This is a genomic window from Kitasatospora sp. NPDC032150 (genome assembly GCF_055579945.1).
Map to the genome: position 1 here is coordinate 29010 of NZ_JBVIMH010000022.1, position 18331 is coordinate 47340.

The 18331-nt window shown below is 71.2% G+C and carries 13 protein-coding genes; 2 read left to right on the forward strand and 11 right to left on the reverse strand.

What is annotated here, in order from left to right:
* Positions 1-181: 181 nt before the first annotated feature.
* The 6 genes from ACZ5ON_RS24205 to ACZ5ON_RS24230 form a co-directional block, all read right to left on the reverse strand.
* Entirely contained in the window at positions 182-1789 is a 1608-nt protein-coding gene (locus tag ACZ5ON_RS24205; protein ID WP_465596552.1) for a solute symporter family protein, read from the reverse strand.
* A 134-nt stretch (positions 1790-1923) separates the two neighbouring features.
* On the reverse strand, positions 1924-2334 hold the full coding sequence (locus tag ACZ5ON_RS24210; protein ID WP_465596363.1) for a DUF485 domain-containing protein: 411 nt from the start codon (positions 2332-2334) through the stop codon (positions 1924-1926).
* Positions 2335-2604: 270 nt separating this feature from the next.
* Complete coding sequence (locus ACZ5ON_RS24215; protein ID WP_465596366.1) at positions 2605-3312, reverse strand: response regulator; 708 nt, start codon at positions 3310-3312, stop codon at positions 2605-2607.
* Positions 3313-3324: 12 nt separating this feature from the next.
* Positions 3325-4482 carry a sensor histidine kinase gene (locus tag ACZ5ON_RS24220; RefSeq protein WP_465596369.1) on the reverse strand — a complete coding sequence of 386 codons (1158 nt, stop codon included), beginning with the start codon at positions 4480-4482 and terminating at the stop codon, positions 3325-3327.
* Between the two features lie 31 nt (positions 4483-4513).
* Positions 4514-4993: a DUF1453 domain-containing protein gene (locus ACZ5ON_RS24225; protein ID WP_465596372.1), complete on the reverse strand. Its 480-nt coding sequence runs from the start codon at positions 4991-4993 to the stop codon at positions 4514-4516.
* 145 nt (positions 4994-5138) lie between these two features.
* Complete coding sequence (locus ACZ5ON_RS24230; RefSeq protein ID WP_465596374.1) at positions 5139-7250, reverse strand: DNA gyrase/topoisomerase IV subunit B; 2112 nt, start codon at positions 7248-7250, stop codon at positions 5139-5141.
* Positions 7251-7769: 519 nt separating this feature from the next.
* Here ACZ5ON_RS24230 and ACZ5ON_RS24235 point away from each other — a divergent pair.
* Positions 7770-8000, forward strand: a complete 231-nt coding sequence (locus ACZ5ON_RS24235; RefSeq protein ID WP_344638580.1) for a DUF7455 domain-containing protein — start codon at positions 7770-7772, stop codon at positions 7998-8000.
* A 184-nt stretch (positions 8001-8184) separates the two neighbouring features.
* Here the strand turns inward: ACZ5ON_RS24235 and ACZ5ON_RS24240 are convergent, their stop codons facing one another.
* The 5 genes from ACZ5ON_RS24240 to ACZ5ON_RS24260 all read right to left on the reverse strand — a co-directional run bounded on the left by ACZ5ON_RS24240 (position 8185) and on the right by ACZ5ON_RS24260 (position 16006).
* On the reverse strand, positions 8185-9051 hold the full coding sequence (locus ACZ5ON_RS24240) for a S1 family peptidase (protein WP_465596555.1): 867 nt from the start codon (positions 9049-9051) through the stop codon (positions 8185-8187).
* Between the two features lie 206 nt (positions 9052-9257).
* On the reverse strand, positions 9258-10874 hold the full coding sequence (locus ACZ5ON_RS24245; protein ID WP_465596377.1) for an RNA polymerase sigma factor: 1617 nt from the start codon (positions 10872-10874) through the stop codon (positions 9258-9260).
* Between the two features lie 505 nt (positions 10875-11379).
* Positions 11380-12306 carry a FadR/GntR family transcriptional regulator gene (locus ACZ5ON_RS24250; protein ID WP_465596380.1) on the reverse strand — a complete coding sequence of 309 codons (927 nt, stop codon included), beginning with the start codon at positions 12304-12306 and terminating at the stop codon, positions 11380-11382.
* A 381-nt stretch (positions 12307-12687) separates the two neighbouring features.
* A complete protein-coding gene (locus ACZ5ON_RS24255) occupies positions 12688-13431 on the reverse strand; it encodes an NUDIX hydrolase (RefSeq protein ID WP_465596383.1) in 744 nt (247 codons plus the stop codon).
* Positions 13432-13735: 304 nt separating this feature from the next.
* A complete protein-coding gene (locus ACZ5ON_RS24260; protein ID WP_465596386.1) occupies positions 13736-16006 on the reverse strand; it encodes an amylo-alpha-1,6-glucosidase in 2271 nt (756 codons plus the stop codon).
* A gap of 983 nt (positions 16007-16989) precedes the next feature.
* Here ACZ5ON_RS24260 and ACZ5ON_RS24265 point away from each other — a divergent pair.
* Positions 16990-18303, forward strand: coding sequence for an alpha/beta fold hydrolase (locus ACZ5ON_RS24265; protein WP_465596388.1), 1314 nt, complete (start codon positions 16990-16992; stop codon positions 18301-18303).
* The last annotated feature ends 28 nt before the right edge of the window (positions 18304-18331 follow it).

The following is an 18331-nucleotide window of genomic DNA, read 5'->3' on the forward strand; positions in this document are numbered from 1 at the left end:
GGGGGGAGGGGGGGGGGGGGGCTGGGGTGTTGTTTTGGTCCAGTCTGGGTTTTTGGCTTTTTGTCCTTTTTGGCTTCGGGGGGGGGGGGGGGGGGGGGGGGGGGCCCCCCCCCCCCCCCCCCCCCCCCGCCCCCGGCGGCCGGACGGGCCAGAACCCCGCAAGCAGTGCACTTCATACGGTCTAAGCCGCGCCGGCCCCAGTCAGCGACCGGACCTCCAGCTCGGCGTACCGGTCGGCGTCCGCGACCTCGGAAGAGGTGACGGTACCGATCCAGCCCGCCAGGAATCCCATCGGAATCGAGACCAGACCGGGGTTCTCCAGCGGGAACCAGTGGAAGTCCACCCCGGGGAAGAGCGCCGCCGGTGTCCCGGACACCACCGGCGAGAACACCACCAGCAGGACGGCGGGGACCAGCCCCCCGTACACCGACCAGACCACACCGCGGGTGGTGAAGCGGCGCCAGAACAGGGTGTAGAGCAGCGTCGGCAGATTGGCCGAGGCGGCCGCCGCGAAGGCGAGTCCGACCAGGAACGCCACGTTCAACTGCTGGGCGAAGAGGCTGAGCACGATCGCCGTCGCCCCGATGGCCACCGCCGCCACCCGGGCCGCCATCACCTCCTGGCGCTCCGTCACCTCCCGGCCGCCGGGGCGCCGCCAGGCCCGCGCGTAGAGGTCGTGGGCGAAGGCCGCGGAGGAGGCCAGGGTCAGGCCGGCGACCACGGCCAGGATGGTGGCGAAGGCCACCGCCGAGATCAGCGCGAACAGCACCACGCCACCGGTACTGCCCATACCGCCGCCCAGATCCAGCGCGAGCAGCGGGACCGCGGTGTTCCCGGCGGGGTTGGCGGCCCGTACGGTCTTCGCGCCGATCACCGCGGTGGCACCTAGGCCGAGCACGATGGCCATCAGATAGAAGCCGCCGATCAGGCCGATCGCCCACATCGTGGAGCGACGGGCCGCCCGGGCCGTGGGCACCGTGTAGAAGCGGGACAGGATGTGCGGCAGACCGGCCGTGCCCAGCACCAGGGCGAGGCCGAGGCTGAAGAGGTCCAACCGGCTGACGGCGCCGGCGCCGTACTTGAGCCCCGGCTCCAGGTAGGCCCGGCCGACGCCGCTGTTCCGGGCGGCGGCCCGCATCAGCGCCGACGGGTCACCGTGGAAGCGGGCCAGCACCAGCACGGTGAGCAGCGCCGCGCCGGTCAACAGCAGCCCGGCCTTGACGATCTGGATCCAGGTGGTGGCCCGCATCCCGCCGACCGTGACATAAATGATCATCAGTGCGCCGACCCCGATGATGGTCAGCGTCTTGGCGAGGCCGCTGTCGGTACCGAGCAGCAGGGCGACCAGGCTGCCCGCGCCCACCATCTGCGCGATCAGGTAGAGCAGGGTGACGACCACGCCGGCCGTACCCGCGGCAGCCCGCACCGGGCGTTGGCGCATCCGCAGGGCCAGCACGTCGGCCAGGGTGTACCGGCCGGCGTTTCGAACCAGTTCGGCGACCAGCATCAGCACCGCCAGCCAGGCGACCAGGAAGCCGATGCTGTAGAGCACGCCGTCGTAGCCGTACAGCGCGATCAGGCCGGTGACGCCGAGGAAGGAGGCGGCTGAGAGGTAGTCCCCGGAGAGGGCGAAGCCGTTCTGCAGCGAGGTGAAGCCGCGCCCGCCGGTGTAGAAGTCCTCGGCGGCCTGGCCGCGACGCCCGGCCCAGAGCGTGATGCCGAGGGTGACCACGACGATGACCGCGAACAGGACGATGGCCAGGTCGTGGTGCGCGCCGCCGGTCAGCATCCCGCTCCCGGTGTGCGTGGGGGCGGAGGCCGGCTGCGGCGGTGTGGTGGTGAGCGGTGCCGGGTGCGGGGCGAGGTACGAGGCATCCGGCTGGACGGTGGCCGCGGGCGCCAGGCGGGGATTCGGGGCCGGGGTCATCGCAGCTGGTCCTGGGTGTCCCAGCGGAGGCCGAGCGCGACACGGTCCCGTTTGTCACGGGCGTGCCTGGCGTAGAGCCAGGCGAGCAGGAAGGTGGAGGCGAACTGCGACAGGCCCAGCAGCCACGCGACGTTCACCGGACCGGCCACCTGGCTGCGCATCAGCCCGGGGGCGACGGCCTGCGCGGCCAGGTAGAGCAGGTACCAGAGCAGGAAGGCCGCGGTCGCGGGGAACACGAAGCCGCGGTAGCCGCGCCGGATCTCCTGGAACGGCGCGCTGGCCTGCACCGCCCGGTAGACCTCGGCGGCGTCGGTCGCCGGAGCCGGCCCGGCCGGCCCGGACGCCGGTGAGGCCTCCACCGCCGACTCGACGGCCGGCCTCACCGCCGACTCGACGGCCGGCCTCACCGCCGACCGTCTTGGTGCGAGGCGTCCCGCTGGCGACCCGAGGACCGCCTTGCGCCTGATGGGTCGCGCCGCCCACCAGTCGTACCTCTCCTGCTGTGCCAATGCTGCTCCTGGACCTGGACGCCACGAGGGGGGTGGGGCGTCGGTGTGCTGGTGCAGGTGGCGGAACGGTTCCGCACGCCCGCTGACCGGACCATGATGGAGCCCTTGCGCACACCCTTATGGCCGATTGCAGATACGTTCACCTGATCAGGTGAGCGAAACGTCAGCTCACGAACTGCGCCTAATCCCATGGGTGAACGCGTACGCCACCGCCTGCGCGCGGTCCCGGACGGCGGTCTTGGCGAAGAGGTTGTTGATGTGCGTCTTCACCGTCGCCTGGCTGACGAAGAGCTCCCGCGCGATCTCCGCGTTGGACAGCCCGTCGGCGATCAGCGCCAGCACCTCGGCCTCCCGGACGGTGAGCCCGTCGGGCAACTCGGGCCGGGCCGGTGGCTTCGGCGCCCCCGGAGCCGGCCCGTCCTGCCCCGGCGCCGGTGGCGCGGGAGGCTGCGACAGCCGCTCCAGCAGCCGCAGCTGCACCTGGGGTGAGAGCCCCGCCGCGCCGGAGCAGACGTCCGCGATGGCCCGGGCGATCTCCTCCGCGCCGGCGTCCTTGGTCAGGTACCCGCGGGCACCGGCCTGCAGGGCGGGGAAGAGCGAGCCGTCGTCGGCGTAGGTGGTGAGCACCACGACCTCGGTGTTCGGGTACTCGGCCCGGATCCGGCGGGTGGCCTCGACCCCGTCGCAGCGCGGCATCCGCAGGTCCATCAGGACCACGTCCGGCTCCTGCTCGGCCACCAGCCGGACGGCCTCCTCGCCGTCGGCCGCCGCACCGACCACCTCGATGCCCGGTAGGAGCCCCAGCAGCATCACGATCCCCTCGCGCACCACAGTCTGGTCATCGGCGACCACCACCCTGGTCGGCCGCTCACTCATGCCCCACCTCACTCACGCCGGCACCCGCAGCAGCACGCGCCAGCCTCCGTCCTCCGGGCCCGCCAGCAACTCGCCGCCGAGCAGCTCCGCGCGTTCACGCATCCCCAGCAGACCGTACCCACTTCCGCTGGCGGCGAGCTCTCCCGAGCCCGCACCGCGCGGCGGACGGGTGTTGCGCACCTCCAGCTCCACACCGCCCTCCAAGTAGCCGAGCCGGACCGTGACCCGGCTGCCGGGCGCGTGCTTGCGGACGTTGGTGAGCGCCTCCTGGGCGGTGCGCCGCACCGCCAGCCCGGCCTCGGCGGCCAGTGGCCTGGCCGTGCCGCGCACGATCAGCTCCGCGCCCTCCTGCCCGGTCAGCTCCACCAGGTACTCCCCCACCGGCGTGAACTCGCCGCGCAGCGCGGAGAGCGCCTGCCGGGTCTCGGCCAGGCCGTCCTGCGCCATCCGCCGGGCCGCCACCACCCGCTCCCTGACCTGCTCCCGCTCCGCCCCGGTGTCCAGCATCAACCGGGCCGCCTCCAGGTGGACCAGCTGTGCGGAGAGACTGTGCGCCAGTACGTCGTGGATCTCCCGGGCGATCCTGGCCCGTTCGGCCAGCGCCGCGTTCTCCGCCTCGGCCTTGTGCGCGGCCCGTTCCTGGACCAGCAGCCGGTGCGCGGTGGCCCGGGACTCGGCGTCCAGCCTCAGCAGGCATCCGAGCAGCGCCAGGCCGCCGACGGTGGAGACGGTGGACAGCCAGCTCGCCCAGCTCACCGCGGTGTACGTACCGAAGGAGACTGCCGCCGCCAGCACGGCCGGTCCGCGCGGCAGCCGGACCAGTACGGTCACCCCGAGGCCGAGCCAGATGACGTCCGAGAGCGGCACGGCGTGCTGCCACTCGGCCAGGGCGCCGACCACGAGCAGCCCGGCGGTGGCCGCCATGGTGGGCCAGAACCGCTGGTCGCGGCTGCACCGGTGCAGGGCGGTGGTGAGGACCGTCGCCGCCACGATCTCCGCCACCACCGCGGCGCCCGTCCAGAACCCGAAGCCGCCGCGTGAGAAGGTGCCCCAGATCATCACCGTGAACACCACGGCCCTGGTGGCCAACGAGATGATCCGCCGGGGCACGCTCTCCTCGCGGCGCAGCCCCTCCCGGGGCGGCCAGCGGGTCCACTCCTCCAGCGGCACGGACGGTCCTCTCGTTGCTGGGACGGCCGGCTCAGACACCGGCACCGCAGGGCTGTTCCAGGCTACGGGCCCGCCAGTTGAGCACCAGGCCGCGGACCAGCAGCAGCGCCCCGGCGCTGAGCAGCAGGGCGTTGCTGCTCTGGTGCACATGGAGTGCCGAGCCGAGGCCGTAGAGGCCGGCCCGGACGGCGATCATGACACCCCAGGCGGCGACGGTGGCCATGGTGCCCTTGGCCCACACACTGCCGTCGCTCTCCCGCCAGAGCCGGACGGTCCAGCCCCATGCCGAGCCCACCGCGAGCACCGCGACGATCGAGGCGGCCAGCAGTCCGACGGACTCGGCCCGGTGGGTGGAGTCGATCAGCGCGGCATCGCGCAGCCCGAGCCCCGCCAGGACCACCGGGAGGATCCAGAACCGGCGCTCGGTGTCGATCCTGCGGGCACGCAGCTGACGGCCGATCATCAGTGCCACGACCGCGATGGGGATGAGGATGTTGGTGAGGGCGGGCATCGCTTTCTCCGACCGGTCGGTGGTGTTTCCCTGACACCACCGACGCTACGGAGCGCGGGCCTTCGGGACCTCGGAGCCAGGGTTGATCCACAAGCGCGAGGGGCCCTCCACCCGTGGGTGGAGGGCCCCTTCCTGCCGGCGGCCGTCAGGCGTCGATGCGCGAGCGGTCCAGGGTGGCGGCCGAGTCCACGATGAACTCCCGGCGCGGCGCGACGTCGTTGCCCATCAGCAGGTCGAAGATCTTCTCGGCCTGCTCCAGGTCGCCGAGGTTGATCCGGCGCAGGGTGCGGTGGCGCGGGTCCATGGTGGTCTCGGCCAGCTGGTCGGCGTCCATCTCACCGAGGCCCTTGTACCGCTGCACCGGCTCCTTCCAGCGCTGCCCCTTGCGCTGGAACTCCAGCAGGGTGCTGCGCAGTTCGGCGTCGGAGTAGGTGTAGTGGTACTTCTCCTGGCCGCGCTTGGGGTTGGTGAGCTCGATCCGGTGCAGCGGCGGAACGGCGGCGAAGACCCGGCCCTGCTCGACCATCGGGCGCATGTAGCGGTGGAAGAGCGTCAGCAGCAGGGTGCGGATGTGCGAACCGTCGACATCGGCGTCAGCCATGAAGATGACCTTGCCGTAGCGGGCCTGGTCGATGTCGAAGGTACGGCCCGAACCCGCCCCTATCACCTGGATGATCGAGGCGCACTCGGCGTTCTTGAGCATGTCGCTCACGGACGCCTTCTGCACGTTCAGGATCTTGCCGCGGATCGGCAGCAGCGCCTGGAACTCCGAGTTGCGGGCCAGCTTGGCGGTGCCGAGCGCCGAATCACCCTCCACGATGAACAGTTCGCTGCGGTCGACGTCGTCGCTGCGGCAGTCGGCCAGCTTGGCGGGCAGCGAGGAGGTCTCCAGCGCGGTCTTCCGGCGCTGCGCCTCCTTGTGCTGGCGCGCGGCGACCCGGGTGCGGGCGGCGGCAACCACCTTGTCCAGCACGGCCCGTGCCTGGACCTTCTGCTCCTTCTTGGTGGAGCTCAGGAACGCCTTGAGCTCCTTGGCCACCACCGCGGCCACGATCCGGTTGGCCGCCGAGGTGCCGAGCACCTCCTTGGTCTGGCCCTCGAACTGCGGCTCGGCGAGCCGGACGGTGACCACCGCGGTGAGGCCCTCGGTGACGTCGTCCTTGGTGACGTCGTCCTCGGCCACGCGCAGCAACTTGGTTGCCCGCAGCACCTCGTTGACGGTCTTGGCCAGCGAGCGCTCGAAACCCGTGACGTGGGTGCCGCCCTTGGGGGTGGCGATGATGTTGACGAAGGAGCGCAGGGTGTAGTCGTAACCGGCACCCCAGCGCAGCGCGATGTCCACCCCGAGGTGGCGGGTGACCTCGGTCGGCGTCATGTGCCCGCGCTCGTCCAGGACCGGGACGGTCTCCTTGAAGCTGCCCTCGCCGTGCATCCGCAGCACGTCGCAGACCGCCCGGTCGGGAGCCAGGAACTCGGTGAACTCGCCGATGCCGCCGTCGAAACGGAAGGTGGTCTCCTCGACCTTGTCGCTCTCCGTCAGCCGCTCGTCACGGACCACGATCGTCAGGCCCGGGACCAGGAAGGCGGTCTGGCGGGCCCGGTTGTGCAGGCCCTCCAGGGAGAGCCTGGCGTCCTTGAGGAAGATCTGCCGGTCGGCCCAGTAGCGGACCCGGGTACCGGTGCGGCCCCTGGGCGCCTTGCCCTTCTTGGTGAGCCCGCCGGTCGCCTCGAACGGCGCGTCCGGGCTGAGCTCGGTGAAGATGCCGGGGGTGCCGCGCCGGAAGCTGATCGCGTGGGTGTGCCCGCCGCGGTCCACCTCGACGTCCAGGCGCGCGGAGAGCGCGTTGACCACGGAGGCGCCGACACCGTGCAGGCCACCGGAGGCGGCGTAGGAGCCGCCGCCGAACTTACCGCCGGCGTGCAGCTTGGTCATCACGACCTCGACACCCGACAGCCCGGTCTTCGGCTCGACGTCGACCGGGATGCCACGGCCGTTGTCGCGCACCTCGACCGAGCCGTCCTCGTGGAGCAGTACCTCGATCCGGTCGCAGAAACCACCGAGCGCCTCGTCCACCGAGTTGTCGATGATCTCCCACAAGCAGTGCATCAGACCGCGACTGTCGGTCGACCCGATGTACATGCCCGGACGCTTGCGGACGGCCTCCAGGCCCTCCAGGACGAGCAGGTGCCGAGCGGTGTAATTGGAACCGTCGTCCCCGGCCAACAAGCCGGACGCCACGGTTTTTTCAGCGCTCACGCGGTGCTCCTCATTGAAGTTCTGACCCGTCCGACTTCCGTCCGACGCTCGACTGACTTCCGGCCCGGTCCACGGGCCGACTCGCACAGTGTTCCCAATGCCTGAGACACAGACGGCTCGGCCCGCGCAGCTTGTACGCGCTGCGCGAACAAGACCCGCACCGGAGCCCGGCACCCGGGAGCGCCATCTCCACCTGCCACCAAGGGTCCTGGCGCACCGAGACGCCAACGACAGGCGGCGGAACTGCTGTGATGCAGGCTACCGGTGCCGGGGACGGGGCTTATGCTCCAACCCAGCTGAGGATTATGCTACGCGGACCCCGAGCCCGCTTCGTCAGGGCGTTCGAGGGCCGGGGCGGGTCCTGGGAATCGGTACGCATGAACCACCGACGCCCTGGGCACGTCCTCAGCAACAACACAGCAGAATCCTCAGAGAAGAAAAGCCACGAGCGGGAACGATTTCGACCTGGTTGGATGTTCACCCTGGTACGACAGCTCGTCGAGCTAGAGAAGAGGCGACGTGACTACTGTTCTGACACCTGCGAGCCCGCTCACCGCGGCTGACCGCTGCGACCGCTGCGGCGCCCAGGCATACCTGCGCGTCGTACTCGCAAGCGGCGGGGAGCTGCTCTTCTGCGCCCACCACGGCCGGAAGTTCGAGCCCGAGCTCAAGAAGATCGCCGTCGAGATACAGGACGAGACGGGTCGTCTCTCGACGACCTCCGCCTCGGCCTCCGACGACGAGCGCTGACCTCGACGCTCGCCCGGCGAGCTGAGTCGAGCCAGGCCGACACCAGCCGGACGGCAGGCCCCGTAAGGGGTTTGCCGTCCGGCTGCGGCATTTCCCGCCCCCGCCCCCGTAACCGAACTGACGCGCTGTCGGAGCGTACCCGCCCCAACACCCAAGGTCAGTACGGAAGTACGGAGAGAAGTCGTCAGATCACCGAGTGCAGCCAGTCGGACACCGCCGCCAGTCGGGTGTAGACGCCGGGGTGGTTGGGGTCGGCGCAACCCGTGCCCCAGGAGACCAGCCCGGCAAGCCGTCCACCCACCAGCAGCGGACCGCCACTGTCACCCTGGCAGGCGTCCTTGCCGCCGCGCTCCTCCCCCGCGCAGACCATTCCCCTGGCGTCGAACGCCCCTTCCGGGCCCCCCGGATACGCGCGTGCGCAGACCTCGTCCGGGACGATCGGCACATCGACACCGTGCAGGGTGTTGGAGTAGCTACCGTCTCCCCTGGTGTCACCCCAGCCGTAGACCTGCGCCCGAGTGCCCGGCGCGTACGGCTCCGTCTCGCCGGGCGCCACGTAGTCGAGCGCGGCGGACACCGGCTGGGCCTCGGCGAGCGTGAGCACCGCCACATCCTGCATGTTGGTCGCGTACGAGTAGCCGGGGTGGACTAGCACCTCGCGGACCTCGACCTCCCTACCGGTACGCCGAGTGAGGTCGTCCCTGCCGACGACCACCCGCAACCCCGGCCGGTCCACCCGCTGGCCGGTGTGCTCGTCGTAGAAGCAGTGCGCGGCAGTCACCACCTTGGTCGGCGCCACCAGGGTGCCGCCGCAGAACTGCCCGGACCGGGAGTTGCCGTACTCCCGGCGGCTGGCCACCGCCACCATCCAGGGATGGGTGGCGGTGGTGACAATCCCGCCGCCCACCACGCGTCGCTGTGCCTCGGCGGGCGCGGCGGCGGTCATTGCGATCAGCGAGGCCGGCAGGGCGGCGAGCAGTGCCAGCGTCACCACCCGGCGGCGGCGCCTGCGAGGCGGCAGTGTGGCCGGATGGACGTCCAGGGTGGGCAGCACCGGTTTCTCCAGACAGGTTCGGCAGCGGACAACCGGCACAGCGTATGTGATCGACTACGCAAAGTTCCGACGCCCGTCGCCGCACCACCCGCACGAGCGATCCGGCGCACGGCCGGATGACGCGCGCCCCTACGCCGTCGGTGTCCGGACAGGCCGAAGGGCCCGGAGCGCAAGGCTCCGGGCCCTTCGGGGACGGTCCGGGATCAGTCCAGGTAGTCGCGGAGCACCTGCGAACGCGACGGGTGCCGCAGCTTCGACATGGTCTTCGACTCGATCTGGCGGATGCGCTCACGGGTGACCCCGTAGACCTTGCCGATCTCGTCCAGCGTCTTCGGCTGGCCGTCGGTGAGGCCGAAGCGCATCGAGACCACGCCGGCCTCGCGCTCGCTCAGGGTGTCGAGCACCGAGTGCAGCTGCTCCTGGAGCAGGGTGAAGCTGACCGCGTCGGCCGGGACGACCGCCTCGGAGTCCTCGATCAGGTCACCGAACTCACTGTCGCCGTCCTCACCCAGCGGGGTGTGCAGCGAGATGGGCTCGCGGCCGTACTTCTGGACCTCGATGACCTTCTCCGGGGTCATGTCGAGCTCCTTGGCCAGCTCCTCCGGGGTGGGCTCGCGGCCCAGGTCCTGGAGCATCTGGCGCTGGACACGGGCCAGCTTGTTGATGACCTCGACCATGTGCACCGGGATGCGGATGGTGCGGGCCTGGTCGGCCATCGCGCGGGTGATCGCCTGGCGGATCCACCAAGTGGCGTAGGTGGAGAACTTGTAGCCCTTGGTGTAGTCGAACTTCTCGACCGCACGGATCAGACCCAGGTTGCCCTCCTGGATCAGGTCCAGGAAGAGCATGCCGCGGCCGGTGTAGCGCTTGGCCAGCGAGACCACCAGGCGGAGGTTGGCCTCCAGCAGGTGGTTCTTGGCGCGACGGCCGTCCTCGGCGATGATCTCCAGCTCGCGCTTGAGCTTCGGGGCGAGCTTGTCGGCCGCGCTGAGCTTGTCCTCGGCGAACAGACCGGCCTCGATGCGCTTGGCGAGCTCGACCTCCTGCTCGGCGTTGAGCAGCGGGACCTTACCGATCTGCTTCAGGTAGTCCTTGACCGGGTCGGCGGTGGCACCAGCGACGGCGACCTGCTGGGCCGGCGCGTCGTCCTCGTCGTCGTCGGAGAGGACGAAGCCCTCCGACTCCTCCTCCGGAGCGTCGCCCTCGGCCTTGTCACCGGGCAGCGCGACATCGTCGAGCAGCTCCTCGTCACCGAGCAGCTCCTCGTCGCCCTTGGCCGCCTTGGCGGCGGTCTTCTTGGCGGCGGTCTTCTTGGCGGGCGCGGCGGCCTTCTTCGCGGCGGCCTTCTTCGCGGGGGCAGCGACCTTCTTGGCCACGGCCTTCAGCTCGGCGGTCTCGACGCTCTCCACCACCGTGACCTCGGTGGTGGAGACCACCGCGGCAACGGCCGGGGCGGCCGGGGTCGCCGCGGGAGCGATCCGTACCGGGGGCCGGGTGGGGGCGGTCGGGGTCCGAGTGGTGACGGCCTTGGTCGCGGTGCGCTTGGTGGTGCTCTTGGCGGCAACGCTCTTGCGCTTGGACCCGGCAGGTTCAGCAGCGCTGACCATCAGGTCCACCCCTTCCTCAATCAGCACCTGGTTGAGGCTGCGCATGACGTTCTTCCACTTGGTGACCGGGATCTGGTCTGCCTCGAACGCCTGGCGCACGTCGTCACCGGCGATCTGCCCCTGGGCCTTGCCCCGCTCGATGAGCGCGAGCAGAGCCGCGGACTCGGCGATCTCGGGGGGAAGCGAACGGGATGTGCTGGCCGACACGAACAACCTCTCGGACGATGAGTGGACTCGAACCCCGTACCTGGCCACCCGAGGAGCGGGAAGTGACACGCGACGACGCGCGGTGTCGATTCCGACTGGCTCGGGGCCCCGGGACTGGGTCTGTAGGACGGCAGCAGCGCCGCAGACCAACACAGCATTCTGACACTGGGCTGGTATTCCGGAGCTGCTTCCGCTCCGTACACATCGCTGCCGCCCCTCAAGTGTTACGCATGGCCGTCGTGGCGCCGGTCACACCGGTACGTCGGCACGGAGACGGCCCTCCCGGCCGGCCCGGACAGCCGCGCGACCGCGGCGGTCCGGGGACTTCGGCGGTCGCGGAGCTCGGTCGGTTCGGCCGAAGGGCCGTGATGCCATTGTCTCCGGGCGGTGCCCGCTCTCGCGTCCGGGAGCCACCCGGTCCTCTCCAGACGGACGCCCGGTCTCCTCCGGGCGGGCCGCCGGGCTTCTCCGGGATGCGCCCGGTCCGGAGCCCGGTTCAAGCCGGGCCGGATCAGTGCTCGCGCGGACCCGGCACCGAGGGCTCGATCTCCGGATGGACGGTGAGCAGCGCCCGGACCGCCGCCTCGGCAGCGGTGCCGTCGCCGGTGCCGAGCGCGTCGACCAGCCGGGCGTGGAGGCTGACCGAGGCATCGGAGGGCCGCTCGCAGGTGGTCGCCGAGCCGCCGGAGACCTGCAGGGCACAGGCCACGATCCCGGAGAGGTGCTCCAGCATCCGGTTGCCCGCCAGCTGCAGGACCAGTGCGTGCAGCTCGGTGTCGGCCCGGCCGAAGCTGACCAGGTCACCCTGGGCCGCGGTGTGGCCCATCACCTCGGTGAGCTCCACCAGCCGCTGCTGGACGTCCTCCCGGCCGTGTCCGGCGGCGAGGCGGGCGGCGAGCGGCTCGATCGCCCAGCGGAGCTCGAACAGCTCGCGGCGCTGCTCGTCCCGCTGCGGGCCGAAGGCCCGCCACTCGATGATGTCGGGGTCGAGCAGGTTCCAGTCGCCGACCGGGCGGACCCGGGTGCCGACGTTCGGCCGGGCGCTGACCAGGCCCTTGGCCTCCAGCACCCGCAGCGACTCGCGGACGACGGTGCGGGATACCTCGAACCGCTGGCCGATCTCTTCGGGAACCAGCGGGCGGTCTGCGCCGAGGTCGCCCGAGACGATCATCTGGCCGAGCTGCTGGACCAACTGGCCGTGCAGACCGCGGCCGCGGCTGCTGGTGGTCTTCCGGCCGACCCGGCCGAGATCGGCCTCCGCACCTTCCCAGCGTGGCGGGGGTGGAGTGGGCCGATCGGCGTACGAGAAGCGGTCAAGCTCGCCGGCACCGACTGGGTCTGCCGAACGAGCTGCGGTCATGGTGGGGTGCGCAAGGGTACTCACACGTCCTTTGTCGGCGATCGGCGGTGTCGGCTTGAGAATTCTCGTGAAAAGCACACGAAAGGGTGATCGCCCCTGACCGGATAATTGACTTCTTATCAGGCGGAAACCGCTCTTTTCGATCTCTCCCCTTCGACTGCCGTGACGGGTGGTCACCCCAGGGCGGCCGCCTGACCCGCTGCCCGCCCCCTGCCCGACCAGGTCACCGTAGGCCGTGCCGCGCCATGCCGGCCCGGGCCATGCCGGTCCGGATCATTGCGGGCATCACGGATGGTCTCCGGGGCGCACCCGCGCCAGCACACTAGGCCGCACCGCGAGATAATTCAGGACATTACGGATGAATCATGCGCGGCATGGCCGCACAGCTCACTCGATCAGGCGACAGATCCGCAAGGTGATCAGATCACCCGCGTCCAGCTTTGGCCGCCGGCCGACCCGTCAGGACTCGGGACGAAGCATCGGCGGGTTGAGGACGGTCGCTCCGCCCGCCTTGAAGAGCTGTGCCGGGCGGCCGCCCTGGCGGGTCGTCGTGCTGCCGGAGGGCACCAGGAATCCCGGAGTGCCGGTGACCTTGCGATGAAAGTTGCGCGGGTCCAGGGCCACGCCCCAGACCGCCTCATAGACCTGGCGCAGCTCGCCGACGGTGAACTCCGGCGGGCAGAACGCGGTGGCGAGCGAGGAATACTCGATCTTGGACCGGGCCCGCTCCACACCGTCGGCGAGGATCTCGCCGTGGTCGAAAGCCAGGGGGACCCCCTCGGTCTGGCCCGGCCCGAGCAACTCGGCGACCGGCGCCCAGCGGGCACTGCGAGCATCCCCGCCGGGGCGCGGGGTGGGCAGGTCGGGCGCCAGCGCCAGGTGCGCCACGCTGACCACTCGCATCCGGGGGTCGCGCTGAGGGTGACCGTAGGTCGCCAGCTGCTCCAGGTGGGCACCGGCCGCGCCGTGCCCCGGAGTGGAGTGCGCGCGTAGGCCGGTCTCCTCTGCCAGCTCCCGGGAGGCCGCCTCAGCCAGGCCCTCGTCCGGACGGACGAAGCCCCCGGGCAGCGCCCAGTACCCCTGGAACGGAGGCTCACCACGACGTACCAGCAGTGCACACAGCGCGTGCTCCCGCACCGTCAGCACCACCAAGTCGACCGTGACAGCGAACGGGGGGAAGGCCGACCGGTCATAACGCGACATGGCGACGATCATAGTCGTCTTTCTGACGATAAACACAGGGTTGCGTGGGGACAGACGGGGCAGATCTGTCGGACTGCGCCCTCGCGCTGCTCCTGCCCGTCGACAGGCTGTCCGTGTCGATCACTGCACCGGTTCCTCCGGTGCGGACTGACTCGCGCCGCTCCAGCATCGAGTCACCCGCTTCCTCCGTGATCTCCGTTTCCGCCGTCGCCGTCCTGCCTCGTCTCTGCCCTCCTTTTCTCCCGGTCTCCCCTCCGCACCGGCCTGTCCGCCCGGCACCGTGTCGGGGCCATGGACGCGCGGCTCAGCGAGTACCCAGCTGAAGTGCCGGCGGCGCCTCCTCCACCACGGCGACACCGATCCGGCTGATCCTGACCGAAAACGGCTCCCCCGCCACGCGCAGTCCGGTGAGCTCCAGCTCGCCCAGCGGAGCCGTGCTGGCGGGGCGCACCACCACCCGGCCTGCTGGGACATCGGGACGTACTCCGGCGAGCGTCAGCACCAGGTGGACCGATGCGGCTGCTGAGACCGCCGCCGGGCGGCAGGCGGCGGGATGCGGCACCGGTGGGCAGCCCGTCGTCCGCTGTTCGCCGGCGTACATCTCGGGCAGCCGGCCCTCGAACTGCATGGACGCGCTCAACAGGCCCTCCAGCAGTACCCCGGCCTCCCGTTCGAACCCGGCCTCGGCCAGACCCGCGACGGCGAGCGCGGTCTCGTGCACCCGGACCACGCCGCTGCGGTGCCCGAGCGGGTTGAAACGCGGGGACTTCGCGCTCAGGGTGCGGAGGCCCCAACCGCAGTCGAACTCGGGGGCGACCAGACGCTGTGCGAGCGCCCGGGTCTGTTCTCGGTCGAGCAGGCTTTCGTGATACGCGCCATCGGCCGACAGCCCTCGGTCGAGGAGGTGCACGAAAGAGGCCGTGACCGCGGACACCGGATGCCCCGGGCCCACGAGTGCCGCTGCTGGACGACCGCCTGACAGGTCATCGATCCAGAACTGTTCTCGGAAGCGTTCGCGCAGGCTGATCGCCCACGCCCGCCACTCCGCACCGCCGGGACGGCCGAAGGCGTCGAGCAGCTCAGCCCCCTGCAGCGCGCACCGGTAAGCCTGTGCCTGCACCTCACAGCGCGGCGGCAGTGGACGGACGGCCCGCTCCTCGGGAGAACGTCCGAGGTCCGTCACGAAACCGCCCGGTCCGTCGGACACGAAGGCCCCCGATTCGTCGCTGACATTGGCGCGCAAGGCGGCGAGAGCACGTTCGGCAGCCGGGAGGAGCTCGGCGACCTCCTGCTCAGGGAGCCCCCAGCGCCAGGCCTCGGCCAACAGGGTCACGAAGAGCAGTGTGGCCTCGGTGGCCGTGCAGGACGGCGGCAGTTCTGGGCCACCGTGTCTCAGTCCACCCGGGAGGAGACCCTCCGGCCCGGCCCACGGCCCTGGCCCGCTACCCGCCGCACCTACCGCCCCGGCCACGGTCGACGCGGCCGGCACCGCCGCCGTGGACGTCGAGCCCGCGGTGGTGCCGGAGGCTGCTCCACCAGCCGGGTTGTTGGATCTGTGGTGCTGACGCCGTGCCAGGGCACGCAGTGTCCCGGCTGCCAGGCGTGTGCCGAGGGGCAGCATCAGCCTGGCTGCCCAGACCGCGTCGGCCGCGGTCAGACCGAACCGCCACGGCGCCCCGGACGCTGTGTAGAGGTCTGTCGGCCGGTCGGCATCGGCCAGCAGCAGACCGCCGAGCGCGTCCAGGGAACGTGGGACGAGTAGTTCCACCCGGGGGTCGTCGCACCGCACCCCTGGCTCCGACCAAGGCAGTGGCACGCCCTGGGCACGACCGGTCGGCGGGCGGGAGGCCGCCGAGGACTCGGCCTCGACCCGCAGTTCGACCGACCAGCGGGCGCCGGGTTGCAGTTCCAAGTCCCAACGCAGCACCCCGGCCCCGGCAAGGACGGCGTGCGGGGACGGACGTGCTGCAACGGTGGTGCTGTGGCCCGGCCTGACCCACCGCAGCCCGGCTGACTGGACTTGGCCCGGGAGGTCGGCCAGCCGCCGCCCGGCGGCGATGTCGGCCAGCGGCCCCAGGTCCGTCCCAAGGGCGATCTCCAGCGGAAGGCGGGCCGGACGGCCTCCCGTGTTCCGTACGGTGATGGCCTCCAGACCGTCGGCGTGGCGGAGCCGCTCGACGGTCAGCGCAGGGTCCGGGTCGGGATCCCCGGGGATGCGGACCGCGCCGACGAAGCGCGCCTCGGCCGCCGATGTAAGGGCACCCTGGAGGGGCAGCGGCTCGAATCCGCCAAGCCGGAGTTCCATTCGGGCCAGTACTCGGATCCCCGAGCGGTAAAAGCCGTGGAGGCTCTGACCGCGGAGCTGGCCATCGGTCCCGGAGACGGCCATCGCCGGGGCGTTGACGCACAGAACTCCGGCGTGGGCAGCCGTGTGCAGGGGCGCCTGCTGGGGACGCGCCTGGTGCGCCGGGCGCGCCTGGCCCCTGACCGGCCGATCGGGATGCACGGCCGGACGTGCCGGGGCCTCAGCCGGGGCGGCCCCGGGAGCGGCGGTGAGGGCGGTGGCGATAGCCATGCCTGGTCCGGTCGGCGGCGGGCCGGATCGCGATTCCTCGAACGACGCAACAGCCGGCAGCGGTTCGGGTGGCATCGGCGGTGCGGCTGACGTCGACACCGCTGCCGCGGAAACCGGCGCCGCTTCTGAGCGGGGAACGGCCCGAGCTGACGATGCGGATGGTGGTGCGGTCGGCGGCGCTGTCTGTGGCACTGCCTCTGGTGGCCTGGTGGCGGTCACCTGGCTCTCCTCCCTCGGCCGACCGACGGCTGGCCGTACCGGTCGGCCGCGAGCGTGCTCGATCGCGATCTGATGTCTACCGCCGTCGCGGGCGGACACCCGCCGACGACTGGGCTCTTCGCCCTGTACTCGGTGCCTCCCCCGACGGCACCCACTCACGTCGCCTGTCCGGCCTTGCGCGGCGGGCGGGCTCCGGCGGGCCGGTCAGGCCCAGGAACCGGCCTGCCCGCTCCTCACCCGTCCCGGCCTGGGCCGGGCTCCGCGAACACCGACACGACCCACCCCAGGACGGGTACGAGACAGCCTGTCCCGTGCACCTCCGCCTCCCGAGCACTCGGCACCAGTCCGATCGGTGGCAACACCCCGCAGGGCGACACCCCGCAGGATGAACGCGGCTCACCTCCCCCAGGTCACGCCGGAGCGATGACAACCGCTCTACCAACACCCTGTTGCTGGACCGCCGGTGTCGCTCCGAGCCGACTCCAATCGAGGGAAGGTTCGATCAATCGTCTCGAGCGGCCAGTCCGTTCGACTCCGAGCCGGGTTGTCGCACTGATTCGCCCCCTGGGTTCCGACGGCCGTTCCCGGTGGTCATGCGTCCGGAGGACGGAGCTGTTCCCCGAGACCGGCTGCCTCGGTACCGGCCGCCATACCCAGTCCCGGTACGGCGGCACGGTACGGTGCGTGGGCGGCGGGCCCCTCACCGGAATCCTCGTTGGTATCCGCCGTGCCGCACCCGTGACCAGCTCATACCGAGGAATTGCATGTCCACCACAAGCCGACTGCCCGGGATCGTCACGACCGACCACGTCTTCCAGCTGCCGTTGGACCACCAGTTGCCCGGCGGTGAGCAGATCGAGGTGTACGCCCGTGAAGTGGTGGCCGCCGGACGGGAATCGGACGAGTTGCCGTGGCTGCTGTTCCTCCAGGGTGGCCCCGGTGGCAAGGCCGCACGCCCGCTGGGCCGGGACAGCTGGCTGGCCCGGGCCCTGGACGACTACCGGGTGCTCCTGCTCGACCAGCGCGGTACCGGACGCTCCACTCCGGCGAACCGGCAGACGCTGGCTCGGCGCGGAACCCCCGAGCAGCAGGCGGACTTCCTCGCCCACTTCCGAGCCGACTCGATCGTCCGGGACGCCGAGGTGATCCGCCGTCGGCTGCTCGGCGAGGACGGCCGTTGGACCGTGCTCGGCCAGAGCTTCGGCGGCTTCTGCACGCTCACCTACCTGTCGCTGGCCCCGGAGGGCCTTCGCGAGGCGTTCGTGACCGGCGGGCTGGCGGGGCTGCACTGCTCGGCGAAGGACGTCTACCGCGCCGCCTACCCGCGTGTGGTGAGGAAGAACGAGGCGCACTACGCGCGCTACCCGCAGGATGTGGAACGCGTTCGGCGGATCGCCGCGCACCTGGTCCAGGCACCGGCCCGGCTTCCGGACGGCGGCCTGCTGACCGTCGAGGCGTTCCAGGGGCTCGGCATGCTGCTCGGATTCGGGACCGGCTCGCACACCCTGCACTACCTGCTCGAAGAGGCCTGGGTCGAGGGCGTGGACGGCCCGGAGTTGTCGGACACCTTCCTCGCCGGTGTCCAGGCGCAGCTGTCCTTCGCTCATGGGCCGCTGTACGCCGTGCTGCACGAGTCGATCTACGGCCAGCGTTCGGTGGACCCGGCCGGGACGGAGTGGGCGGCGGAAGGCGTACGCAAGGAGTTCCCGGAGTTCGACGCCGAGCAGGCGCTGGCGGAGGGCCGGCCGGTGCTGTTCACCGGCGAGATGATCTTCCCGGCGCTGTTCGAGACCGATCCGGCGCTCCAACCGCTGCGTGAGACGGCGCAGTTCCTCGCCGAGCGTGGCAACTGGCCCGATCTGTATGACCCAGCGCGGCTGGCCGGCAACCAGGTGCCGGTCTTCGCGGCGGTCTTCCACGACGACATGTACGTGGACACCGCCGACTCCCTGGAGACGGCGCAGGCTGTCCGGGGGCTGCGCACCTGGGTGACCAACGAATGGGAGCACGACGGCCTGCGGGTGAGCGGCGGAGCGGTGCTGGACCGGCTGATCAGGATGGCGCGCGGCGAGCTGTAGCCGAGCCGCGAGCCAGCGGCTGAGGCGG

Bases quoted from the DNA above. Each gene is read 5' to 3' on its own strand.
- ACZ5ON_RS24255 (WP_465596383.1), bottom strand. From the start codon at position 13,431: ATGTCGCGTTATGACCGGTCGGCCTTCCCCCCGTTCGCTGTCACGGTC.
- ACZ5ON_RS24260 (WP_465596386.1), bottom strand. From the start codon at position 16,006: ATGGCTATCGCCACCGCCCTCACCGCCGCTCCCGGGGCCGCCCCGGCT.
- ACZ5ON_RS24215 (WP_465596366.1), bottom strand. From the start codon at position 3,312: ATGAGTGAGCGGCCGACCAGGGTGGTGGTCGCCGATGACCAGACTGTG.
- ACZ5ON_RS24265 (WP_465596388.1), top strand. From the start codon at position 16,990: ATGTCCACCACAAGCCGACTGCCCGGGATCGTCACGACCGACCACGTC.
- ACZ5ON_RS24205 (WP_465596552.1), bottom strand. From the start codon at position 1,789: ATGCTGACCGGCGGCGCGCACCACGACCTGGCCATCGTCCTGTTCGCG.
- ACZ5ON_RS24225 (WP_465596372.1), bottom strand. From the start codon at position 4,993: ATGCCCGCCCTCACCAACATCCTCATCCCCATCGCGGTCGTGGCACTG.